A 24639-nucleotide genomic window follows, 5' to 3' on the forward strand; every position below is an offset into this window, starting at 1 on the left:
CCTTACCATTTGGCGGGGTCGGTGACGTCTTCGCCGAACCACTTGCGGGAGATTTTACCCATGGTGCCGTCGGCAATCATAGCGTCGATGGTTTTCTGAACTTCGGCCTGCAGAGATTTGTCGTCCTTGCGGAAAGCGATACCGAAAGCTTCATTGGTGATGTAGCCGGGAAGGGCAACATACTTGCCGGGACGCTGAGCCATGGAGTAGCGGCCTGCGATGCTGTCTACTACAACAGAATCAAGACGACCGGCTTCAAGGTCAAGCAGGGCTTTGACGTTGGTATCGTATTCGCGGATTTCCTTTGCAGCGGGCTTGATGGATTTTGCGGCTTCAAGAGCGGGAGAACCTTTCTGAACGCCTACGATTTTACCACCGAGGTCGGACTGGCCTTTGATGGCCTTGTTGCCCATGGTGATTACGGCAATCTGTCCATCCATAATGTAGGGCTTGGAAAAAGAAACAGCCTTCTCACGTTCGGGGGTGATGGTCATGCCGTTCCAGATGCAGTCGAATTTCTTGGCATTCAGGGAGTGGACAACACCGGACCATTCTGTGGGCTGCCATACTATTTTGATGCCCATGCGTTTACCGACTTCTTCAGCGGCATCAACATCGAATCCGACCAGTGTACCGTCATCCTGACGGAAACCCATGGGAGCAAAAGTATCGTCAAGGCCGATTACAAGCTGTCCTGCCTGTTTGACCTTTTCGAGAGAACCGTCACCTGCCATAGCGGAGGCTGCAAATGCCAGCATCACTGCAACCATGAGAATTACTAATACCCTTTTCATGCGTCACTCCTAAAATTTGGTATTGCATTTCCAGGTTTCCGGGCATGATATGGAAAACGGTTCCAACCGTCCGGACGGAAACCCAAAGCGTTGAATCGAATAGCTCATGAAGCGGCAACTTGCAAGGCTGTTACCATGCAAAACTGAACGCACGGACCCTTTTTTATCAAATTTGTGAGGATCATACGCCGCGCACGATTTTTTTTACCATATTTTTTCGGTTATTATAAATACGGCATAAAGCAGTTCCGGTGCAGCAAAGCGGTTGCTAAACTTTTTCCCCGTATGCTAACCTGTTCATAATTCATACTCCCATCTGTTTTTAACAAGGAGACCGCAAATGCCCAACCTTACATCATGGGGAAGCCGGGAGCTTGAAAAGCTTAAAACCGATATGGACAGGCTGTTCAACAGTCTGTGCAACGATTACGGCATCCCTTCCGTATGCGGAATAATAGACTGCACCCCGAGAACAAAAATGGAAGAAGTCGGTGATGCGCTTGAAGTATCCACAACCATGCCCGGATTCCAGGCCGAAGATCTGGAAGTAAAGGTAACCGAGACTTCCATGACCATTTCCGGCGAGAAAAAAGTCACTTTCGAGGGCGGCCGGCAATCCAGCCATTTCAAAAAGACAATCCCCCTGCCCTGCCGGGTGGACCCGGAAAACGTCAGGGCGACGTTCAAAGACGGAATACTGAAAATTATCCTGCTCAAATGCATCATCAAGCCTCAGAAGACCATCTCCATCAACGCTGAATAATCCGCATAACGGAGACACAAATGACCAACATCCTCAAAGAAAGAGAACTTGAACCTGAAAAACTCAGGTGGACCCTTGATCCTGAAACCCTCGCCTTCAGCACTACAGACGATCTGGAACCCGAAGATGAAATAATAGGCCAGTGCCGGGGTGTGGAGGCTTTCCGCTTCGGCATGGGCATGCAGCTGAAAGGCTACAATATTTTTGTAACCGGGCCGGCAGGAACCGGAAAGCAGGCCTCGGTGAAAAAGATGCTCAAGGATCTTTCAAAATCCGACAAGACACCTGACGACCTGCTGTACGTAAACAACTTCAAGTCGAACGAATCTCCGGTACTGATCCGGCTGCCGGCCGGGGAAGGCACAACCTTCCGCAAAGCAGTGCATGATTTTCTGGAAGGGATAAAGCGGGAAGTGCCTCAGCTTTTCGAAAGCCAGGAGTACATTGCCCGCAAAAATGAAATCATCGAAATGCATGAAAAGCAGACCCGTGAATTCTTTCAGGGAATTGAAGAAAAGGTAAAGGATTCCGGTCTGGTGATAGTAAACATGCAGATGGGCCACTTCCAGCGCCCGGACGTGGTCCCGCTGGTGGACGGTGAGCCCATACGCATGATCCAGCTGGAGGAAAAAGTCGAAAAGGGCCGCTTTCCCCGTGAAGAATTCGAACGGCTCAAGGAAAAGCAAAAGGAACTGAAGGAAGAAGTCGACAACATCCTTGCTCAGGTTCGCCAGCTTCAGAAAGAGGTAAAGAAGAAAAGCGATGACGTGGACAAGCTGATGTTCATGACCCTTGCTCAGGATCTCATCGGTCCGTTGCGGGAAAAATACCCGGACGCAAAGACCATGAAATATTTTGACGAGATGCTGGAAAACATGAGCGAAGACCTCGACTCGCTGCGCATGATCGGTAAAAAGCCGCAGGCCATGGAAGGCGGAATGATGTTCATGCCCCCGCAGGCAGATGCCATCCTCCACCCGTATCAGGTCAATCAGTTGGTGGATAACTCGGAACAGTCCGGTCCCCCGGTTATTTTCGAGGCGTACCCCACCTACCGCAACCTGTTCGGTTCCATCGAAAGGGTCATGGACCGCAGCGGCGGTTGGCGCACCGATTTCACCAAAATCAAGGCGGGATCATTCATCAAGGCCAACGGCGGATATCTGGTCATCAACCTCATGGACGCCATTGTTGAGCCCGGAGTCTGGCCCACGCTCAAACGCTCTCTCAAAACCGAAAAAATTGAAATCCAGACCTTCGACCCCTACTACTTCATTTCATCCACCGGCCTCAAACCGGAACCGATTGAGATGGACGTAAAGGTAGTTGTGCTCGGCGACCCCCATCTGTACCAGTTGCTGCGCCACTACGACCCGGACGTACCCAAAATCTTCAAGGTCCGTGCGGATTTCGAAACCACCATGGACCGGGACGAAAAGGCCGTTGATGCCGTTGCAAAATTCGTCAGCCGCATGGTTGAAAAAGACAAACTCATGCCCTTCGACCGGACCGGAGTCGCAGCTATCATTGAACAGGCTGTACGCATGGCCGGGCGTCAGGAGAAAATCACCACGTCATTTCCCCTGCTGGCGGACATGCTGGGCGAGGCAAGCCACTATGCAGGCCGGAACGGTTCAGGATCAGTCAAGGCCGAGCATGTTGAGCAGGCCATAGAAGCCCACCGCAAACGCTCAAATCAGGCCGAGGAACGCCTTCAGGAAATGATCGACCGAGGCAGCCTGTATGTGGACACCGACGGCGAAGTAACCGGACAGGTCAACGGGCTGGCCGTATACTCCCTCGGCGACTACTCCTTCGGCAAGCCCTCACGCATCACGGCGGTAACCGCCATGGGCAAAGGCGGCATAATCAACATTGAGCGAGAAGCAGATATGTCCGGGCCGACGCACAACAAGGGAATTTTCATTCTCTCCGGTTTCCTGCGCCGCTGTTTCGCTCAGGACAAACCGCTCTCCCTTACTGCCAGCATCGCCTTCGAGCAGTCCTACGGAGGCATAGACGGCGATTCGGCCTCCTCAACCGAACTTTACGCCCTGCTCTCCAGCCTCGCGGAAGTTCCCATCCGGCAAGGCATCGCCGTGACAGGCTCGGTCAACCAGAAAGGAGAAGTCCAGCCCATCGGCGGAGTAAACCAGAAAGTGGAAGGGTTCTACCTCTGCTGCAAGCATGCTGGACTCACTGGTGAGCAGGGGGTCATGATCCCCGAACCCAACGTCAAGGATCTGATGCTGCGCAAGGAAGTGGTCGAGGCCGTGCGTGAAGGCAAGTTTCACATCTGGTCGGTGTCAACCATCGAACAGGGCATAGAAATCCTCACCGGCATTCCCGCCGGAGAAAAAGACGGTGAAGGGAAATACCCCGAAGATTCAATCTACGGCAAAGTGGACGCCCGCCTGATCGATCTGGCCGAAGGACTCAAGAACTTCGGAGCCGGTGACGAAGAAAAGGATGAAAAGAAAAAAAGCGGCGGGGGCTGCTGCACCAAGTAAATCAGCAATTAAAGCCGCTGCGGGAAAACTCCCGCAGCGGCTTTTTCTTTGTGAAATAAGCTGATGCGCTTTGCGCTTTTATTAATTGATTTCGCCGCCGGAGCCATACCCTATCAAAAAATACTGCCTAAGGCTTTCAGTGCCTTTGAATAATCCCTGCCCATGGGAATCAGTTCAAAAACAAGGCCCGGTCGCTTGAGCAGGGCTTTCAGAATAGGGCGGATTCTGGTTCTTCCTTCCTCATCAACCCCTTCCATTGCCTCGCTTGGCACCGCCCTGCTCCAATCATCACTTATGGCACGGATACAGGCAAAGGGTATCCCTGCTGCTACGGCAGTGTTCGCAACAACCACTGATTCCATATCCGCAGCCAATGCTCCGGTGCGCTCATAGAGAGTCTGCTTTTCATCGGGAGTCAGAACCGGGCTCTGTACGGTGACAAGAGGACCGCAGGCAAATTCTCCGCAGGCCGGCAGCAGGGCCTCCCGTGCGGCTTCATCGGCCGCATTTTCCCTCCAGGACGGAATATCGCTGATGTCGGAAACGATGGAGGTGGCTGTTACAGTGGTTCCGGCGCAAAGCCCCGGAACAAGTCCGCCTGAAACACCTATGCTCAGCAGCAGGTCCGGTTTTTCGGCACATACCGCTGCTGCTGCTTCGGCGGCTCTCTTAATCCCTATGCCGGAAACAATGCACCGGAACGAAACACCATTTGCAAGCGTGCCTGCCATCATATCGAACCGACCGAAACTTTTTTTCTGCGCTCCCGGAAACACGGCAAGGGCTTCCTGCTCCATGGCCGCTATTACGACCAAGTTCTTTACTTCCATCTCCAATCCTCTTGCAATGCGCTGATATTAAACAGGTATACGACAGACAAAATACTCAGGTCCGAAATTTGACTTACTTTTGATGCCGGAATATTACTTTGGCAATTATTCAAACGTTTAATTTACAGAACGGAATTCAGCATGAGCAACAGACTATACTTTCTGGACAACCTTAGGGCTGTTACCATTTTCATGGTCGTGGCCCTGCATGTATCACTCTGCTATATGATCTTCGCCCCGTCATGGTGGTTCGTCATTGATCCGCGTCAGAGCATTTTTTTTACTTATGCAGTCATCCTGATTGATGTCCCGATTATGCCGACCATGTTTTTTCTGGCCGGCTATTTCGCACTGTCCTCTATGCAAAGATACGGGCTGTCTGGCTTCTGGACGGCCAAATTCAAACGCATAATCATCCCCTGGATAATCGGAGTACTATTCCTTGCCCCGCCTGCAATGTACATGATTCTCCTTTCACGCGGCAAGAGTCCGGACTACATGAATTTCTGGGCCAAAACGTTCTGGGTACCCCCCATGTTCAGCCAGTCAGTATTCTGGTTTCTGGGCATACTGACGCTGTTTTACATGATCCTTTCCGCGCTATACAATTTTTTCCCGGTACTGCGCAGCCAATCCAGACGCAGTATGATCCCGTCACCACTACTGCACATTATCTTTATAGCCATCACGACCAGTCTGTTTCTGTCCATGAACCAATTTTTCCCGGCAGACACATGGATTAACGACTACTATATTTTTACCTTCGAACCACTGCGTATTTCAATCTACCTGCTTTATTTCTGGCTGGGTATACTTGCGTGGAAACGGAACTGGTTCACCAGACAGGGATACACTCCCAGACTGCTTCCGTGGCTTGTTCTGTCTGTTTTATCCGCTGTGTTTTACACTCATTTCAAATTCCAGATGCACACAAACGGCACGGAACTGGCTGTACAGGCGAGCAACGCATTGGGATTCAATACATTTGCCTTTTCCATAGCGATGACCGGAATTTCCTTTTTCAAAAAATTCGTCAACAGCAGTGCTCCGGTATGGAAATCCTTTGCCGCAAGCTCCTATGGAATTTACCTGCTTCACTCCCTGGCAGTATACTACGGGGCCTATTACCTGCTCCGGTTTGATGCATCCCCGTTCATAAAGGCCCCGCTGCTGCTGGTCGGCTCTACCCTTGTCTGCTGGATCGTCACCGCACTGCTGAGGAAAAACAGAATCATGGCCGGAATTATCTGACCGCGTCACAGCCGAACCTACAACAACGAAGTTCTATAAAAAATCCGCAATGCCATATGACATTGCGGATTTACTTTTTTCTCAGCTAGATGAGACAGATAGTCTCCGACGGCCCTGCCGGGGTCCTACCAAACCAAAGGTCCCCATCCGGCAAACATCATCAGTCTACTTTCACGCCTTTGAGCGCGAGCATCATGCCCTTGAGCGGCCTTCTGACCGAGTCTGCTACAGCGGTCGGTTCGAAACCGCAGTGAACCATGCAGTTCGAGCAGCGCGGATCGTTGCCTACGCCGAACTTGTCCCATTCGGTTTCTTCCATCAGCTCTTTGTAGGAGGAGACGAAACCGTCTTCGAGCAGATAGCAGGGACGCTGCCAGCCGTGTACGGAGCGGCAGGGGTTACCCCAGGGAGAGCATTTGTAATCCTGATTTCCGGCAAGGAAATCCAGATAGAAACTGCTGTGGCTGAAATCCCATTTTTTGTTCCGGCCGATCTTGAAAATTTCGCGAAAAAGCTGCTTGCTCTGTTCACGGGTCAGGAAGCTGTCCTGATCTTCAGCAGCCTCATAGCTGAATGCAGCAGACAGGGTCATTCCGTCTACGCCCAGACTCATGAGAAAATCAAAGAATTCAGCTGCTCCCTCAGCGGTCTGCCCGCCGAACAGGGTCGTGTTGGTGTTGACCCTGAACCCTTTGGACTTGAGCAGTTTTATCGCACGCACGGCGGACTGGAAAACGCCCTGTTTGCAAACGATCTTGTCATGAACTTCTTCTTTGCCGTCGAGATGAATGTTGAAGGTAAGGTAAGGGCTGGGCTTGAATTCGCTGATCCGTTCGGGAACCAGGATGCCGTTGGTGCACAGGTAGACGAATTTTTTGCGTCTGGTAAGTTCCTTGACTATGGTAGGCATTTCGGGATGCAGCATGGGTTCACCGCCGGGAATGGAGACGATGGGTGCTCCGCACTCTTCTGCGGCGGCAACGCATTCCTCTACGGAAAGACGCTGGTTGAGGATGTGCGGGGGCTGGTTGACCTTTCCGCAGCCCTTGCAGCGCAGGTTGCACTGGAACAGAGGCTCAAGCATGAGAACCAGCGGATAATGCTTGTTTCCCTTGATGGTCTGGGTAAGAATATATTTGCCGAGTCTAGCTATTTGAATTGCAGGAATTGCCAAGGTATCAACCTCTTTTTCCGCCCTGGTCCGGCGGGTTTATTTTTTAGCGGAGCAGGCTTTCACAAGCTTTTCACAGGCGTCCACTTTCAAAAGTTTCTCATGGTAGCTTTTGCTGGAAATGGCCGTTTTGTACTCTGCACAGGCCTTTTCCTGTTCATCGTCTTCAAGAAGAGCCGTTGCAAGCCCGAGCCGGTTCATGGCGAAATCCGGGGCCACTTTCACAGCTTTTTCATAATATTCAAGAGCCTTATCCAGACTGCCGACGCTTATCGGAGCGGACGGGGCTTTGAGGTACAATTCGCCGAGCATGCGGTCCGGACCGCCGAAATCGACCTCCGGAGCAAGTTTCGACGCAAGAAGTGCTTCTTGCTCCATGACAGGCACAAGGTCAAGTCCCTTGACCGGAGCAAGCTGAGCCTCTTTAGCAACTAAATAAGCCAAAAGATAGTGTCCGAGGCCGGAGTCCGGCTTTTTTTGCAGAAATTGACGCAAGACAGCCTGACTCTGTTTGGCGTAATCGGCACTTTTGACCGTACCGCTTTCCAGAAGCCATGCGGAACATGCAGCGGACTGCAGGATATCCGAATCATTTTTACCGGTTGCCAGAACTTCCGCCTGAGCGCGGGAACAAGGCTTCCAGAGAACCACGCCTCCGGCATTGTATTCAAAAAGAGGCAGATCATACCGGGCAGCGGAACATCCGCAGCAGACAAGCAGCAACAACAATAGAACCGTGCGCAATGGAAGTCTCATCACTTAAGCTCCTTGTCGGCAGGGCCGAACCCGGTTGTCTGTAGGAGCTTGAGCAGACCTGCTGCCGAAGGATCCTTTGCCATGTCCAGCAATACTGCCTGCAAACGCAGAGCATCATCATCCACCTTGTCGAACCAGACCACCGGACTGGTGGGCAGTTTTCCGGAAGTGTACACAACCTTGGTGTTTCCGTAGCGGTCCGACCCTTCAACCACCGAATATTGCGCGCCGTCCAGGCAGACTCCAACAGCACGCCCCTTATTGACCTTGCGCAGCACGCGCAGGGCATTATGAGTTCCTTCAATGGAAAAGGAAGTCTTCTCTTTTCCACCGAAAAGGATTGCGGTGGACTCCGGCGTGTAAAGCATGGAGCCGTAAACCGTTCCCTTGATATCCCGGACGGAATCCGGCCCGTCAGCAGGCACGAGCAGCCGCCAGACATCCTTGCTCTGCCCCTGCGGCATGGTCGAGGCTACGGGAACCATGTTGAACTTGCTGCTGAAGCTCATGAAAAAGGTAAGGTCGGTAATCCCCCAGGCAGGCTTGTCTGCGCTTAGGCCGGACAGAGCAGCCTGAAGATCATTGTAGTACACGCCCTTTACCGGGACACCCAGTTTTTTGCTCATGTACCCGGCCAGTTCATCCATAACCGGCTGTGCTTCGGCCGTATTGCCGGGCTGCCCCGGCTGGATAACCGCAAAGTCGAATCGTCCTGCCGCAAAGGAGGAAGCGGCAAAGACGAAAACCGAAAGCAACGCGAAAAGCAGTATCTTTCTGAACATAGACTATTTTCCCTTGATCTTTTCAATAAGTCTGAACACGGCCGGAAGCACAACCATGCAACCCACGAGACAGGTGGCCGATCCGGTGACCATGATCCCTCCCAGTGAGGCGAGTCCCCGGTGATGGGCCAGCAGAAGTCCTCCGAAACCTATCATGGTCGTGCAGAAACTCAGCCCGACAGCTACCGGCGTGCTGGTATGGTAAAGCCTTTCTCCCTCGGTAAGCTCCTTCCAGCGGGCCAGAAAATGCACCCCTCCGTCAACACCGATGGCAATTAAAATGGGCACCGCGAAAAAATTGGCCAGATTGAAGCTAAGGCCGGTAAACCCCATTACCTCCAGCAGCCAGAATATACCGGCAACAAGCGGCAGAAGCGCCATAATAACGTAACTGATGCTGAACGAGGTAAGGAACAGTATCAGCGAGACCAGAATTACCGTCAGCCCGGCAGCCTCAAGAAAAGTCTCGCGCATGAGCAGCGAAGACTCGTGAACCACCACGGGTACTCCGGTCACATCGGGATCGACCCGGCGCAGGTCGGCTACAAATCCGGTAAGCTTGTCAAAATCCCAGACATTGTCAACGGGCGAAACCTTGATCATGTAACGGCCGTCTTTGCCTACGTACATGGACCGCAACTGTTCCGGAAGGTTGTCCGGGGTTACGGAGCGCACTTCCAGAATCTCCTTGAGCCAGCGGAATGAATCCGAAAGTTCCGTCACCAGTCCGCTTTGTAGCGGAGCAAGGTTGAGCGTCACCGCCGGGTTCTCCTCGATCATATCGATACATTTTTCAGCCTTGTCGACAATGGCCGAAACCTGATCCAGCTCCTTCCGCGCTCCGGCCGAAAACAGCTTTTCCTCCAGCCCTTCAAGAGACTCGATAAGGTTGGCCAGAGCCAGCTGCACCTTGTGCGGTTCAATCGTGTGCAGCCCGGACTGTTTAAAATCAATTCCGGCCAGAACCCTGGCTTCGCCGCGCAGAATTTCAGCTTTTTCCTTCTGGCCCTCGGGCAGGTAATCCAGAATGGACTCTATCCGCCCTACCGAAGGAATCTTTTTCAACTCGGCGGTCAGTCGGCGCACACCCGCAAGATCCGGGCTGGTCATGACCGCAAACCATGTTGATTCATCTGATTCGTTGATAAGCACATGCTCGTATTCAACGGATTCCAGCCCCTTGGCCTGCAGTTCCAGAAGATTGTAATTGAATCCGACTTTCTGAAGTCCCGGATAGGCAAGAGCGGAAAGCAGAACGACCGCCAGAAGCACAGGTACAGGACGCGAAACAATTTTTTCCATGAACGGCATGGTGGCCATGCGCGGATGGGACGAGGGAAACATGTCCCTGCGCCCGGCAATGAGCAACATGGCAGGCAGCACGGTCAGCATGGCAATGAGGCAGAAAATGATTCCGGTTCCGCCTACCAGCCCAAGTTCGGCCAGCCCCACGAAGTCCTGCCCCAGTACGGCGTAAAATGCGCAGACCGAGGTGATACCCCCCAGAAGAACGCCGGGACCGGTATGAATAAGAGCCTCTTTGACGGCGTCATCAGGAGTCAGTCCTGCCGCGGTTCCTTCCACGTAGCGCATGACAATATGGATACCGAAATCCACCCCGATCCCTACAAGGACCAGTGCAAAGACAATGGAAAGCAGGTTCAGACTGCCCAGAGTCACCAGCGTGAACCCGAAGGTCCAGGCCATGGCGCAGAACAGGGACACCATGACCAGCATGGGCCGCAGCCAGCCGTGCAGTATAATCATGAACAGAAGTCCCACAGCCACGGCGGAAATAATCGCGGCAAGGGTCATGTCCTTGTCGGTGGTATGCATCTCGTCCGCTGAAAGCACGGGACGCCCGGTCAGCCCGGCTTCGACCTCGGGGAATTCCTGCCGTACCTGATCCAGAGATTCGCGCACGAATTTCAGCGAAGGCCCGATGACATCCATGGCACCGAAATCTTTCTTGGGCAGGATGCGCATGATCAGGAGCTTGCCGCTGCGGGTAAAGAAATAGTGTATTCCGGCCTTGTCCAGACCGAGTACCGGGCCGCCCTTGGCTGCGGCGTCAGGACCCTGCTCCAGAGCGGATTCCATGTCACCGACAAACGAACCCAGTGCCCCCATTACCGGGCCGAACATTTCCGGGTCTGCACCGCCGTTTCCGTATTTACCGCCCAGCAGTCCGGCCGTGATGTTCAGAAATCCGGCAAGCCCCGGTTCCTTGAACCATTCCCGGCCCAGCGGACCGAAATCCTGCGCGAGCTTCACAAACTCCCGCAACTCGTCCGGGCTGGCGAACATCAGCACTCCCGGCCCCATTTCCCGCGGGGACATAGCGTAATGTACCTCCCGGACAAGATCAGGACGTTTTTCCAGCCGCGAGGCCAGAACTGTAGCGAACTGCGCGGCCTTATCCCTTCCGGAATCGGTACCGCCGGTTCTGATGACCACGAACATGTATTCCTGATCCCCGAAATTCCTGATCTGATCAAGGTTGCGTTTCTGAAACGGCAGTTCATGCGAGATAAGGTTGTCCTGATCACTGTCCAGATGCAGCCACAATGCAGATGAAACTCCGCAGGCAACCGCCAGAAGAATTCCGCAGACAACCACAAGAACCGGAGCCCGGCGGACCATGTTCCACAGTCCCATGATGAAAGAAATCTGAATATTCTTGAATACGTTCACGCAATACGTGCCCGCCGGGATACGGACGGGGCTTTTTATGAAAAATCTCAAATAAACAAAGAAGGCAAACCATAGCACAGTCTGCCTTCCATGATAAACTCTATTATTTCCGCAGCAGCGGATTTCCGGCTATTAGGATGTCCTTGCTGTCCTTATGCCGAGGTCTTTCACCGTCTTCCAGGCCGAGCCGGTAATCTTGTGCGCTTCCTTGAGCACATCATCCATTGCGGCCAGAAATTTGTCCACATCCACGTCATTTATCATAAGCGGAGGCAGAATCTTGACCGTATCCAGACCGTGACCGGCAACCTGGCTTAAAATGTTGTGCTTTTCAAGCAGCGGCATGGTGATCATCTGGCAGAAGAGATCGTTATTCATCTTGTGCAGCAGCTTCCAACTGGCCTTCAGAGCCATGGATTTAGGTTCTGCGAACTGCATGCCGATCATCAGTCCTTTGCCTCGAACCTCGCTGAGCATTTCGTATTTTTCGGTCAGCTTCTGCATGCCTGCGATAATACGTCCGCCCATTCTGGCAGAATTTTCCACAAGATTTTCTTTCTCCAGCACCTCAATGGTGGCCAGTCCTGCGGCCATGGCAAGGTCGTTCTGACCGAAAGTGTTGGAATGCGCGAAACAGCGTTCCATGGAATCAAAAATCTTTCCATGGATTTCACGGGTGGTGACGATTGCTCCGACGGGGATGAAACCGCCGGAAAGAGCCTTGGAAATGACCAGAATATCCGGAACAATTCCCCAATGCTCCACCGCGAACATCTTTCCGGTCCGCCCCAGCCCGCACTGAACTTCATCGGCAATCATGTAGGTGCCGTAGCGGTCACAAAGCTCCCGTGCTCCTTTAAGGTAATCATCATCGGGAACGAAAACGCCCTTGCCCTGCACGGTCTCGAAAATGAATGCTCCGACATCTCCGCCGCGAAGGGCCTCTTCAAGAGCATCAAGGTCATTGAAAGGAACGGGTATACAGCCGGGCAGCAGAGGCTCGTTACGTTCCCTGAATTCAGGGTTTGCATTTACGGAAAGCGCTCCCAGAGTCAGACCGTGGAAAGCATGATGGCAGTGTACTATCTTATGCTTGCCGCTGGCCTGGCGGGCGAACTTGAGAGCCCCTTCCACACCTTCCGTACCGGAATTGGTGAAAAAAACGGCTTCAAGATTACCCGGAGTTATCTCCGCCAGTTTTTCGGCGAGCATACCGGAAAGTACTCCGAGGTCCATCTGAACAAGGCTCGCGGTTTTGGCATCGATGGTATCATGCAGCACTCGCGCCACATGGGGGTGGTTGCGGCCTATGTTGTAGACCCCGAACCCGGCGAGGAAATCAAGAACCTTAACACCGTTGGCATCCGTAAGGTATGCCCCTTCCGCGGAAACGTAATTCCTGTCATACCCGATTACTTCCAGAACACGCACGAACTGGGGGTTAACAAACTTGCGGTGCAGGGTATAAGCCTCCGCAAGCCTTTCTTGATATTTTTCTACAATCTCAGTACTCATTCTATCAGGCTCCAGTGTACCTTTGCAAAATGGCGTTGAATATGATTTTCACGAGAAATACTCCGCTTCCAGTTCGCGGTCAATGGATAACCCGTTCATTCATGCATTAGTGCATTGCCAAAACAGAGCGGGAACTGTAGCCTGCGCGGAAAAGTTGAACAGGCCGAAAAGACGGCACGCAAATAAAGGAGACCATGACATGGTTAAAGTTATAAGAGCCGAGACAGCAGGGTTCTGCATGGGGGTTGACCTGGCCCTCAACAAACTGGACTCGCTCATTGATAAGAATGAAAACGGCAAAATATATATCCTCGGTCCGATCATCCACAACCCGCAGGTTCTGGAGGACTACGAAAAAAAAGGCGTAATCACCGCACACACGCCGGATGACGTCCCCGAAGGAGCCTACGGAGTCATCCGGGCTCATGGAATACCCAAAAACGCGGAAGAAGAACTGCGTTTACGGGGAGTAAACGTCATTGATGCCACCTGCCCGAAGGTGAAAAAAGCGCAGTTGCTCATCAAGAAAAACACTGAAGATGACCGGATTCTTCTCCTTTACGGAGAAGACAGCCACCCGGAAGTTAAAGGACTTTTAAGCTATGCCCCGTCCGGCACACACCTTTTCGACTCCATAGAGGAACTGGAGGCCATTAAACTCTACCCGGACAAGAAATACTGTCTCGCCGCCCAGACAACTCAGGACCGCAGTGTATATGAAGAAAGCATCCGTTTCCTTGAGGGCAAGGGCATCGACTTTGTAACGCTGAATACCATCTGTGATGCAACGCGCCAGAGACAGGAAGAAGCTATATCCCTTTCCCGTAAAGTAGATCACATGATCGTTGTCGGCGGCCGCATCAGCGGAAACACCCGCAGGCTGGTGCAGGTTGTCGAAACAGCCGGTACAAAATGCACCCATGTTGAAGTTGCGGCAGAACTGCCTCTTGATGAACTGAAGGAGATAAAGACAATAGGGCTAACTGCCGGGGCATCAACTCCGAAGCACCTTGTGGACATTATCCAGCAGATTCTGGAAAAGCTTTAACTCATTCATACAGAACAATAAAAAGCGCGATGTTCCCGGAACACCGCGCTTTTTTATTGTCTTATATATTTTCAACCACCCGTTACGGATGAATATCAGGATTTAGTCGCCGCCTCTCGCAATCACTGCCGAATCCCATTCATATCCCTTGAAGCTCTGCTTGAAGAATATGGAATAAAGAACCGGGCAGAGAATCAGGGTAAGCACGGTGGCAAACATGAGGCCAGACATGATGCAGTTGGCCATGGGCCGCCACATTTCCCCTCCCTGAAGCGAGAGCGGCACCATACCTATAATAGTGGTGGTGGCGGTCATTATGATCGGCCTTGCACGTTCCAGCGAAGCCAGCACTATGGAATCGCTCAAAATCATTCCCCGGCCGCGCAGAATCTCAATGCGGTCAATCAGCATTATGGCATTGTTAACGATGATTCCCAGAAGACTGATCATACCCAGCATGGGCATGAACCCGAACGGGGAAGCGGTCAGGATCATTCCCGGAGTGATCCCGCACATCATGGGCGGCAGGGTCAGGAGAATTATGAGCGGACGCCTGAAGGAGTTGAACTGGAAAATAAGTACCAGCACAAGCAGCCCCATGGCCAGCGGCATATTGGCATTTATGGCTTCCTGGCTTTCCTGACTCTTCTCGAATTCACCGCCGTATGCAACGGAATAACCCACCGGCCATTCATGCGATTTCATCATCCTGTTTATTTCCGGGCGAACAGCATCCAGAGTCTGCATGGCGAAATAGCCGTCCAGAAGGTCGGCCTTGACGGTCATGGTTCTGGTCTGATCACGGCGACGTATGTCCGAAGGCTGCCAGACCAGTCTGGAACTGGCTATCTGGCTGAGCGGCACGGATTTGCCGTCCTGATATGAATAGATGTTTATACTGTCCAGCTTGTCCAGCCTGTTGCGGAAGGATTCCTCACTGCGCAGCAGGATAGGAATATTGGTATCTCCTTCACGGTAAGTTGAAGCCTGATAGCCGCTCATGGCCGACTGCAGGGAAGCGGCAACATCGAAACTGGACAAACCGGCCTGCCGGGCCTTGTCCTGATCCACATCGACTTCCATTTTCTTGGTCCACTGCCCCCAGTCGTCCCATACACGGGCAACTCCGGGTGTTTTATCAAGCAGTGCGGCGATTTTGTCACGTAGCATATAAAGAGTCTTCTGGTCCGGACCGGAAATACGAATCTGCACCGGAGCACCCACCGGAGGACCGTTCATAAGCTTCTTGAGACTGAAGTCCGCATCCGGGAACTTGCCCTTTAACTCCTTCCTGACCCGCTCGATAACGGCATCGGTTTCCGGAACACTTTTGGTGTTGACCACAAAAGTGGCGAGGTTGTCATTGCGCTGTTCAAGGTTGAGCGGCAGGTACCAGCGCGGACCGCCATGGCCTACGAAAGTTCCGACACTCTCCACCCCTTCATCGGACATCAGGAACTGTTCAAGCTTCCCGGCTTCCTCGGCGGTGGTGGTTATGTCCGATCCGAAGGGCTGCCAGAAATCAATTGTGAACTGGGCCCGTTCGTTGGGCGGAAAGAACATTTTAGGGACAAACTTGAATCCCCAGAAAGCCACCGCGCAACCGAAAAGAACTATGACAAGAAACACGGTCCTGTGTTTCAGGCAGGCGATGAGCATGCTCCTGTAGATTCTGTACATACGGCTGGAAAATGTCTGAATGACCTTCTTGGGCTTGAGTATGTAATAGCAGAGCATGGGCACCATGGACATGGACAGCACCCAGGAACACAGCAGAGTCAGGCTCACGACTATGAACAGTGAAAAGCAGTATTCCCCGGTGGTATTGTCGGCCAGCGGAATCGGCAGAAAAGCGAAAACTGTTGTCAGCGATGCAGCAAGAAGCGGCATCCAGAGTTCTGAAACGGAACCGACAACCGCCTTCATACGGTCCTCACCGGCCGCAAGGCGTACAAGAATGGCTTCCGAAACAACGACACCGTTATCGACAAGGATACCCAGTGAGATGATAAGCGAGGCAATGGATATTCTCTGCATCCCCACATCGAAAAACGGCATCAGACCGATGCACCCCAGCATGGCCATGGGAACCAGCGATCCGGCGATCAGCCCGGTCTTGAACCCGGCGAAAACAAGAATGACCACGACCACGAAGACAAAAGACTCAAGCAGATTGAGCATGAAATCCGAAACGGCCGTATCAACATAATCCGGCTGGTAGACTACTATATTGTAGTCCATGCCGAGATATAGATCCTTGGAAAGCTCATCCAGCTTTGCGCTGACCAGTTTGCCAACTTCCATGATGTTGTTGCCGTCGGCCATGGAGATGGCGAGCATAATGGCCGGTTTTCCGTTATACCTGGCCAGAACACCCGGAGGATCGGCGAATCCGCGGCTGACTTTGGTAACATCGGAAAGCTTTACCGAAGACTTCATGCCCTCGATTCTCATGGAAAGGTCAGCGATGTCGTCAACTGATTTGAACTCACCGGTCGGCTCTATGGAAATACGCTCCGGTCCGACCTTGGCCGAACCGCTGGGGCGGATCGAGTTCTGGTGATCGATCATCTGTCCCAGAGCAAACGGAGTTATACCTGCCGCTGCCATGCGCGAGTTTGAAAAATCGATGAAAACCCGCTCGTCCTGCAGCCCCCACCGCTCGACCTTACCGACTCCGGGAGTCTGCAACAGCTTGTCGCGGGTATAGTCGGCCACGTCCTTGAGTTCCCGATAGGTGAAGCCGTCACCGGTAAGGGCGACCAGAATTCCGTACACATCTCCGAACTCGTCATTGATGCTCGGGGTCATGGCTTCCGGCGGCAGTGTCGGTTGCGCGTCTGAGACCTTGTTACGCAGTTTCTGCCAGATAGGATTCATATCCTTCTGGCTATCCTGAAACTCGACCTCTATGATGGATATGCCGGTCATGGACTGCGAACGGACATTCTTGATTACATCAATCTCGCGAATCTTCTCTTCAAGCTTGTCGGTAACCAGTTCCTCCACCCTCTGTGGAGAGGCTCCCGGAAACGCGGTGATGACCACGGCCGTGCGGATTGTAAAATCCGGATCTTCCGACTTCGGAATGCTCATGAAAGTCATCACGCCGCCAAGGGCGATGAGCAGAAACAGAGCTATGGAAGTGCGGCTGTTCTCTATGCACCATCTGGCAAGATTCACGACAATCCCCCCACGCTGCGAACTTTCATGCCGTCCTTCAGCGAATGAACACCGCGTGTGACAACTGTTTCACCGGACTTCAGGCCTTCCAGAATCTCCAGTCCCTGCCTGGAAAGAGTCCCGACCTTTACGTCACGGCGTTTAACCACAGTCCCGTTCTCCAGCACCCACACGTACTTGCTGCCGTCAGATCCGCCCACGACCGAGGACGGAGCCACAAAAAGACTGCCACCGGCTGAACGCCCCAGAAACTTCACGTTTCCGGACATGCCGCTGCGAACCAGTTGCTTGGAATTATCGAGATAAACCTTGACCGGAAAAGAGGAACCATGGTTCGTGCCTATGCCGACCTCCATGATCACCCCGTTCATGACTTTTCCCGGAAGGGCATCAAAGGTTACAAGCACCTTCTCGCCTTCCGATATCTCTGAAATGAGGGTATCCGGCAGAGCTATATACATTTTCATCTGTTTACCGGCATTGAATCCCACGACCTTCTGGCCGGGCTGCACGTTCTGGTGCACATTGACATCCACGGAACCGACCCATCCATCAAACGGGGCCTTGAGGACTGTGTAACGCACCCTTTTACGCGCAATATCAAGCAGCTTTTCAGAAGCGTTCAGCTGAGCCTGAAAGGATTTGAAATCCGCATCGGCCTGATCCAGCTCGGACTTGGAAACAACCTTGCGTTCATAAAGGGTTCTGATGCGGGCCACATCCGCCTTGGCGCGGACATAGTTGGCCCGGACCTGTTCAAGGTTGGATTCGCTCTGGCGCACTTCCAGCTCGTAGTCGGCAGGGTCCAGCCGGGCAATAACTTCTCCGGCCTGAAACTTGCGACCTATCTGGTCGCCGGGGAAGGAAATTATCTTGCCTCCGACACGAAAAGACAGGTCTGACTGGAGGGCGTCCTCAGCCGTTCCGGAAAAAACCCACTGCCTGCTGGATGCAGATTCTCCGACAGTCATTGTCTTGACCGGACGCAGGATTTCCTGCGCCGGACCCGGTTTTTCCTTGCACCCGCCAAGCGCGAACAAAAACAGGATTATCGTAGCAACTAATATTTTTTTCATATTAAGCCTCGTTGCAGCAGACAAAAGCCACGGCTCTTTTACACAGGGTTTCAGTTATTATATCAATTCTTTCCGGGGTCATTTCATCCCACCCGACACGGTCGGAAAAAGCCTTGTGATTTACAAACTTAAGCGCGATACCGATCAGAGCGGTACCCACGATCATAATTTCGGTAAAGGTGGTTCCATCAGGCATGACAGCCTTGAGCAGCATGTTCATGGCATCAATGGAAGGGCTGAAAAATTTCTCATCAAGCATGGAATACGCTTCACTGGGAGCGGCAAGCTCCCGGTTGATAAGCATTATACCCCAGATGGAAGCCGGATTGCTGAGCATTCCGCTCATAAAGGATCTGAAAAACCAGGCCACTGCTTCTTCGCCGCTAAGCGTTCCGGATTCGTATTCGGATACTTTCTCCATGACGACATCCATGCCGGGCATGACTTCATCGCGACACGCAATGATCTCATTCAGAATAGCCTCGTAAAGCCCTTGTTTTCCCCCGAAGTGGTACCCCACGGTCGCAAGGTTGACTTCCGCCTCGGAAGCCAGATTGCGCATGCTCACCCCGTTGAACCCGTTCATGGCAAACAGTTGCAACCCGACTTCTATCAGCCGTCTGCGGGTCTCTTCTCCCCTGGCCTTGTTGGTCATTCCCTTGGACTTGCACACCGTACACGTGGCATTAGTTTTCATACCCGGAAACCTCACATTTGATCGGGCGGCGAAAATCGACCGCCCGCAATCTATTTTCATTCTTACAGGAACTAAATAAACACCGTTCACTATAAAGTCAAACGTTTGTTTAAAATATTTGTTCAAAACTTTTGTTTATATACAAACAGGAAAGATAAACCAGACTAATGTTCAGGTATAGTAGAGTGTTAAAGCAGCAAGTTTCTCCAGGAAATATTCGTTAGCGTGGGATTTTTCCCAGATTATGGAATGCCCCCTTACCGTACGATTTTTTCCGAATTCTGCACTCCCCTTATGAAGCTGACTCCCGGTGGGAGCGAAGCTGCAATATGAGGACATTTAGAGCTCTCTTCACCAAACGGAAATTTGTGTACGGTAAGTCCGGAAACCTGAAGAACACCCACACGACCAAAAGGTCTGCGTCGTTGCCGCGAGCGCCTATCTGGCTGCGATCCCTGGCCTCACACCCCATGGCGGGGCACAAGGGATGCTGAATTCTCCTCCAGCCCGTTCAAAGACCTTTTCAGCGGAATGAACAGCAAAAAGGCAAGGGCGAAGGACAATACCTCGGCCACGGGCTGGGCGTAGATCACGCCTTTCATTCCATATATTCCGGGCAGGATCATGATCGCGGGAATGAAGAATATTCCCTGCCTGCTGAGATTCAACAGCATCCCTTCCCCGGCCTTTCCAAGGGCCAGGAAAAGCGTCGCATCAACCACGAAAAGTCCGAACAATATGAAGACGAGCCCGTTGTACATAAGGACTTTCCCGCCTATTTCCACGATGTTCAAGTCTCCGTGGCTGAAAAGCCTCATGATTTCGCCGTTGAAAAGGCACAGGGATACGGCCACCACGGCGCAATAGGCTCCGGTCCATTTCAGCGCGACGGCGATGGATTCCTTTAAGCGGCCATAGTTTCCCGCTCCATAGTTGTATCCAGCTATGGGCTGAAATCCTTTGACAAAACCAAAAACAACAAAGGACACCAAGGCCAGTATTCTGAGCGCGACCCCGATGCTGGCAACCGCCGAGTCTCCGTATTCGCTGATGGCCGTGTTGGTCATTCCCATGGAAAGGCCGGAAAGCAATTGAAAGGCGAACATGGGAAGGCCCAGCTTGAGCACGTTGAGATATACGTCTTTTTCAAAAGTCATATGTTTTGGAGCGATGCTGACATTTGCCCTGGAACTTGCGAAATACCAGATGAAAACCGCGAGCATGGAGGCTTGGGAAATGACCGTCGCGGCCGCGGCCCCATAAACTCCCCAGTTGAACACGAAGATGAATACCGGGTCCAAAACCATGTTCAGCACCCCGCCGAACAGCATCACGACCATGGACATCCTGGCCGCGCCTTCGGAGATGACGATGTTGTTTATGGTGATGTAGCATACGCCTACAGTAGAAAACAGCATGAAGACCGAGAAATAATCCCGTGCATAGGGCAGGATGGTTTCCGTTGCCCCCAGGTATGTCAACAATTCCTCTGAAAACAGCATGCAGGCGGCGGTAAGGACAGCTCCAGCGGCAATACCGGAGAACAGGGCCGTGGAGGCGACCTTGCTCGCGCCGGATATGTCGCCATCGCCCATGTACCGGGAGATGCAGGACGCCGCCCCGCATCCGAATGTCAGCCCCAGGCCGATGACGACCTGCACCACCGGAAAAACAATGGACACAGCGGCCATCTGGCTGGGGCCGAGCCAACCGATGAAGTAGGCGTCCACCACGTTGTACAAGGCCGAGACCAGCATCCCGATGATGGCCGGGAGCCCGAGCTTCAAAAGGGCAGTTGAAACCTTTTCCTCGCTCAAGATGCGGATTCTTTTGTCTTTGGCGTTCATATGATTCCTTATGATTGTGATTAAAGCGTATAGCTACTATACACTTTAGATAAAAAAATTATCCCTCGTGGGATTCGATCTCCTGGGACACCCTGCGCAGAAAATTTTTCAGAAACACGAGATGTTCTTCGGACTCCTGCTCAAGCAGCCCGGCCACCATTTCGTCAAAGTCGCGGTGGAGCCTGGCGTGGGCCTCATAGGCTGTTTCCCCTTTGGTGGTAAGGCTCAGCAAAAGCCTTGACTGGTTCTTCGGATCGCTGGCCTTGACGACCATTCCCTTTTTTTCCAGCTTTTTTATTATCTGGGAAATCGCGCCTTTGGTCACGCCGAACCTTTGGGCCAGGGCGGCCACATGGAATCCTGGATTGTCCTTGATTGCCACTATCAAATGGATTTCGGCCTCGAACAGGCGTTCGTCCGTGCCGTAGTAATGGGTCCGCTTGTCATGATCGAAAAGCAGCCAAGCCACGCGCAACAATTGATAGCTTACACCGGATTCTTCTTTGCTACGAACCAACATGCGCAATGTGTATAGCAGCTATACTCTATCGTCAATCTTTTTCTCGTTGCCGGCGGGTATATGATTGGGAATGGCCGGACAGGCACGGCCTTGAAAAATATTGCCGAGGGGCCAGGAGGCGGCCATGCCAGACAACCGCCCGGCATGGCGGAAAAAGGACGATTTTGAAAGGCGCGTCCTTTGACCTGGGAAGGCTGGCGCGCGCTCAAATTTTTTGCCCTCTTCCAATCGTCCAAGTCCTTTTATCACGCCAGATCTTCTACTGCAAGATACTGAGGCAACAAGCTTCTTCTTTCATCATCCGACTTTACGCCAGGCAGTCTTTCAAAGAGAAAGTGCAGATATCGCAGCGGTTCCAGCCCGTTAGCCTACGCAGTCTCGACCAGGCTGTACAAGTCCGTGCCTCGTTTTTTTGTCCCGGCCTTGAGCACGTCCATGAACTTACGCCGCACGTGCGCCAGACAGCCGACATGGATGATGCCCTCTCGCCCCCCAAAGGCGTTATACCCCGCATACCCGTCGGTTTGCAGATAGCCTGAAAATTCACGCACCAGCCCCTCGGCAACCTTGCCGGAACGCGAGGGTGAATAGCTGTTGGACTTCCTTGGCCGTGATCTGTTGCACCGGAATCGCAACTATGTCCGGCGTCTTGACACGAAAACCTTCACTTTGCCCCAGGAAACGCCGTTTCCAGTGATAAAACGCGCCTGCGGAAAGCTTGTGTCTGCGGCAGTATTCGGCTTGCGTCAGCTTGCTCGCACGCCAACCATCGACATGTTTACGCCAAAAGTCGGCTGAACGGAGTTTCTTCTGTTTTCGGGATGCCTTGGCCATGGATGCTCCTCCTTGAGCTGAAGGGCATCATGGCATTGATGGGGTGCTGCTGTAAGAAGGGGGTTATCGTGCGCTTACGAATATTCATGGGCATAAAAAAGTCCCGCTGACCTAAATCAGCGGGACTTTATTTGATAGGGCTATAAATCTAGTCGGGGTTCCTCTGTCGTTAATTAGACATGGACTTCGGCACAAAACAAATCAACTCAATCTGGTTGCTTCCAGAACTCCATCAATGGTTTTGACTTTGTTCAGGGAACGGTGCAAGTGGCCGAGATCGGTTACTTCCACTGTGAATTCCAGAAACGAAATACCGTCTACATCGGACTTGAAGTTTCCGGAATCTATATTCACGTCCATTTCCGTCAGCACAGTACATATCTGGGCCAGCATCCCCCTGCGGTTGCGGCAGCGGATTCTGATCTGAGCAGGATGCGATGTTTCCTCCTGCCCGCCTTCCCAGGATACATTCAGCAGCCTTTCGGCCTCCAGATTCTTGATGTTCGGACAGGTGGCAGAGTGAATTATCACGCCCCGGCCACGGCTGATGTATCCGATGATCGGTTCGCCCGGAAGCGGAGTACAGCAACCTGCGAAACGGATCAGAACATTGTCCACACCTTCGATATTGATGGAGCTTGCAGCATTCTTGCCGCCCCCCTCTCCCGGCTCGTGGTGTTCCGGCTGCTGCGGTTCGTCAGTCAGACCTTCAGCTTCATTGATCACCGCGTAAAGACGGCGCAGCACCTTTCTGGGCGTGATTCTGGAATATCCGATATTGGAAAGCAGGTCGTCCACGCTGCCGCAGGAAAACTCGTCTGCCAGAATGACGAAATAACCGTCCTTCATGGCTTTGGTAACGTTGAGATTCATGCGCCGGCCTTCTTTTTCCAGCATTTCCCTTGCCAGTACGATGGAACGGGTCCGTTCCTCGGTATGGATGTAATGCTTGATCCGAGTACGCGCCTTGGCTGTCTTGACAAATTTAAGCCAGTCCCGGCTGGGCTTGCGCTTCTTGTCGGTAATAACCTCTATGGTGTCGCCGTTCTTGAGCGCGGTATTGAGAGGCACAAGTCTTCCGTTGACCTTGGCCCCGGCACAATGGTTCCCCACCTCGGTGTGGATGGAATAGGCAAAGTCCACGGGAGTTGCACCGTCCGGCAGTTCCTTGATCTCACCGGCGGGAGTGAAAACGTAGACTTCATCGTTGAAAAGATCAAAACGCAACGAAGACATGAACTCGCGGGGATCTTCAAGCTCCCGCTGCCAGTCCATTATCTGACGCAGCCACGAGAAACGTTCGGCATCACGGTTCTGCTTGGCGGCACTGGAACCGGTTTCCTTGTACTGCCAGTGAGCCGCAACCCCGTACTCGGCAACCTGCTGCATTTCATCGGTACGTATCTGGATTTCTATGCGCTCCCCTTCCGGGCCGATGACCGTGGTGTGCAGACTCTGGTACATGTTGGCCTTGGGGATGGAAATATAGTCCTTGAACCTGCCGGAAACAGGTTTCCACATGGAATGGACCAGCCCCAGAACAGCGTAACAGTCCTTGACGGAATCGGTAATGACCCTGAAGGCGATTATGTCGTGAACTTCATCAAGGTTGAGTCCCTGCCGCTGCATCTTCTTGTGGATGCTGAACTTGTGCTTGGTACGGCCGTAAACGGTCCCCTTGATCTTGTTGTCCTTGAGCATATCGCCGAGCAGACTGACTACCTTGTCCACATACTCCTTGCCGAGGGTATGCTGCCTCGCCAGTCCGTCCGTGATATCCTTGTATACATCAGGCTTGAGATAATAAAGGCAGAGATCTTCAAGGTCCCTCTTGACCATGTACAGACCGAGCCTGTTGGCCAGCGGGGAATATATATCAAGGGTCTCCTGAGCGATAAGCATCTGCTTGTAGCTCTTCTGGAAATCAAGGGTGCGCATGTTGTGCAGACGGTCGGCGAGCTTGACCATAAGCACCCGGATATCCTCGGCCATGGCCAGAATCATCTTGCGGATGTTCTCGGCCTTGGCAATGGCCTTGGATTCAAAATCCATCATGCTTATCTTGGTCACCCCGTCCACGATATCGGCGACTTCCTCACCGAAAAGATCGGCGATCTCGTCGATGGTGGCATCGGTGTCCTCCACCGTATCGTGGAGCAGGCCGGCGGCCACGGTAGGTTCGTCCAGACGCATGTCCGCCAGAATCTTGGCCACATGCAGGGGGTGGGCAAGATAAGGCTCACCGGAAAGACGGACCTGCCCTTCGTGAGCCCGGGCCGAAAAAACGTATGCCCGCTGGATCAGGGCCAGGTCCGGGTCGCTGATATAGGAACTGACTATGTCAGTTATTTCATTGATGCGTATCATA

Annotated in this window: 19 protein-coding genes; 4 read left to right on the forward strand and 15 right to left on the reverse strand. The window is 52.7% G+C overall.

Going from position 1 to position 24639, the window contains the following annotated elements; all coding sequences use genetic code 11:
* Positions 1-2: 2 nt before the first annotated feature.
* Positions 3-794, reverse strand: a complete 792-nt coding sequence (locus ACKU4E_RS08305) for an amino acid ABC transporter substrate-binding protein (RefSeq protein ID WP_320170604.1) — start codon at positions 792-794, stop codon at positions 3-5.
* Positions 795-1134: 340 nt separating this feature from the next.
* Between ACKU4E_RS08305 and ACKU4E_RS08310 the strand changes: the two genes are divergently transcribed.
* Together ACKU4E_RS08310 and ACKU4E_RS08315 are read left to right on the forward strand one after the other, a co-directional pair.
* Positions 1135-1557 carry an Hsp20/alpha crystallin family protein gene (locus tag ACKU4E_RS08310; RefSeq protein WP_320170605.1) on the forward strand — a complete coding sequence of 141 codons (423 nt, stop codon included), beginning with the start codon at positions 1135-1137 and terminating at the stop codon, positions 1555-1557.
* 20 nt (positions 1558-1577) lie between these two features.
* The gene (locus ACKU4E_RS08315; protein ID WP_320170606.1) at positions 1578-4067 is read left to right on the forward strand and encodes an AAA family ATPase; all 2490 of its coding nucleotides are present in this window, start codon (positions 1578-1580) and stop codon (positions 4065-4067) included.
* A gap of 113 nt (positions 4068-4180) precedes the next feature.
* On the opposite strand, the gene ACKU4E_RS08320 is transcribed toward ACKU4E_RS08315, so the two are convergent.
* A complete protein-coding gene (locus ACKU4E_RS08320) occupies positions 4181-4897 on the reverse strand; it encodes a phosphorylase (RefSeq protein WP_320170607.1) in 717 nt (238 codons plus the stop codon).
* Between the two features lie 141 nt (positions 4898-5038).
* Here ACKU4E_RS08320 and ACKU4E_RS08325 point away from each other — a divergent pair, with 141 nt between their 5' ends.
* Positions 5039-6148, forward strand: coding sequence for an acyltransferase family protein (locus tag ACKU4E_RS08325; RefSeq protein WP_320170608.1), 1110 nt, complete (start codon positions 5039-5041; stop codon positions 6146-6148).
* 160 nt (positions 6149-6308) lie between these two features.
* Here ACKU4E_RS08325 and hpnH read toward each other — a convergent pair whose 3' ends face one another.
* The 5 genes from hpnH to ACKU4E_RS08350 all read right to left on the reverse strand — a co-directional run bounded on the left by hpnH (position 6309) and on the right by ACKU4E_RS08350 (position 13066).
* On the reverse strand, positions 6309-7322 hold the full coding sequence (gene hpnH / locus ACKU4E_RS08330; RefSeq protein WP_320170609.1) for an adenosyl-hopene transferase HpnH: 1014 nt from the start codon (positions 7320-7322) through the stop codon (positions 6309-6311).
* Positions 7323-7358: 36 nt separating this feature from the next.
* On the reverse strand, positions 7359-8075 hold the full coding sequence (locus ACKU4E_RS08335; protein ID WP_320170610.1) for a hypothetical protein: 717 nt from the start codon (positions 8073-8075) through the stop codon (positions 7359-7361).
* The gene (locus ACKU4E_RS08340) at positions 8075-8857 is read right to left on the reverse strand and encodes a PhnD/SsuA/transferrin family substrate-binding protein (protein ID WP_320170611.1); all 783 of its coding nucleotides are present in this window, start codon (positions 8855-8857) and stop codon (positions 8075-8077) included. Before ACKU4E_RS08340 ends, ACKU4E_RS08335 begins: the two co-directional genes overlap by 1 nt.
* 3 nt (positions 8858-8860) lie before the next feature.
* The gene (locus tag ACKU4E_RS08345; protein WP_320170612.1) at positions 8861-11551 is read right to left on the reverse strand and encodes an MMPL family transporter; all 2691 of its coding nucleotides are present in this window, start codon (positions 11549-11551) and stop codon (positions 8861-8863) included.
* A gap of 132 nt (positions 11552-11683) precedes the next feature.
* Positions 11684-13066 (reverse strand): aspartate aminotransferase family protein, encoded by a 1383-nt coding sequence (locus ACKU4E_RS08350; protein WP_320170613.1) that lies wholly within the window; start codon positions 13064-13066, stop codon positions 11684-11686.
* A gap of 199 nt (positions 13067-13265) precedes the next feature.
* Here ACKU4E_RS08350 and ispH point away from each other — a divergent pair, with 199 nt between their 5' ends.
* Complete coding sequence (ispH, locus tag ACKU4E_RS08355) at positions 13266-14114, forward strand: 4-hydroxy-3-methylbut-2-enyl diphosphate reductase (protein ID WP_320170614.1); 849 nt, start codon at positions 13266-13268, stop codon at positions 14112-14114.
* Positions 14115-14216: 102 nt separating this feature from the next.
* Here the strand turns inward: ispH and ACKU4E_RS08360 are convergent, their stop codons facing one another.
* The 8 genes from ACKU4E_RS08360 to ACKU4E_RS08395 all read right to left on the reverse strand — a co-directional run bounded on the left by ACKU4E_RS08360 (position 14217) and on the right by ACKU4E_RS08395 (position 24638).
* Positions 14217-17297, reverse strand: a complete 3081-nt coding sequence (locus tag ACKU4E_RS08360; protein WP_320170615.1) for an efflux RND transporter permease subunit — start codon at positions 17295-17297, stop codon at positions 14217-14219.
* Positions 17294-18373, reverse strand: coding sequence for an efflux RND transporter periplasmic adaptor subunit (locus ACKU4E_RS08365; RefSeq protein ID WP_320170616.1), 1080 nt, complete (start codon positions 18371-18373; stop codon positions 17294-17296). Before ACKU4E_RS08365 ends, ACKU4E_RS08360 begins: the two co-directional genes overlap by 4 nt.
* A 1-nt stretch (position 18374) precedes the next feature.
* A complete protein-coding gene (locus ACKU4E_RS08370) occupies positions 18375-19070 on the reverse strand; it encodes a CerR family C-terminal domain-containing protein (protein ID WP_320170617.1) in 696 nt (231 codons plus the stop codon).
* A 461-nt stretch (positions 19071-19531) separates the two neighbouring features.
* Positions 19532-20917: an MATE family efflux transporter gene (locus ACKU4E_RS08375; RefSeq protein ID WP_320170618.1), complete on the reverse strand. Its 1386-nt coding sequence runs from the start codon at positions 20915-20917 to the stop codon at positions 19532-19534.
* 58 nt (positions 20918-20975) lie between these two features.
* A complete protein-coding gene (locus tag ACKU4E_RS08380) occupies positions 20976-21437 on the reverse strand; it encodes a MarR family transcriptional regulator (protein WP_320170619.1) in 462 nt (153 codons plus the stop codon).
* Positions 21438-21805: 368 nt separating this feature from the next.
* The gene (locus ACKU4E_RS08385) at positions 21806-21988 is read right to left on the reverse strand and encodes a transposase (protein ID WP_320170620.1); all 183 of its coding nucleotides are present in this window, start codon (positions 21986-21988) and stop codon (positions 21806-21808) included.
* A complete protein-coding gene (gene tnpA / locus ACKU4E_RS08390) occupies positions 21981-22271 on the reverse strand; it encodes an IS66 family insertion sequence element accessory protein TnpA (protein WP_320170621.1) in 291 nt (96 codons plus the stop codon). Before tnpA ends, ACKU4E_RS08385 begins: the two co-directional genes overlap by 8 nt.
* A gap of 201 nt (positions 22272-22472) precedes the next feature.
* Positions 22473-24638, reverse strand: a complete 2166-nt coding sequence (locus ACKU4E_RS08395) for a bifunctional (p)ppGpp synthetase/guanosine-3',5'-bis(diphosphate) 3'-pyrophosphohydrolase (protein WP_320170622.1) — start codon at positions 24636-24638, stop codon at positions 22473-22475.
* Position 24639: the final 1 nt, after the last annotated feature.

This window comes from Maridesulfovibrio sp. (genome assembly GCF_963677005.1).
Lineage (GTDB): Bacteria > Desulfobacterota > Desulfovibrionia > Desulfovibrionales > Desulfovibrionaceae > Maridesulfovibrio.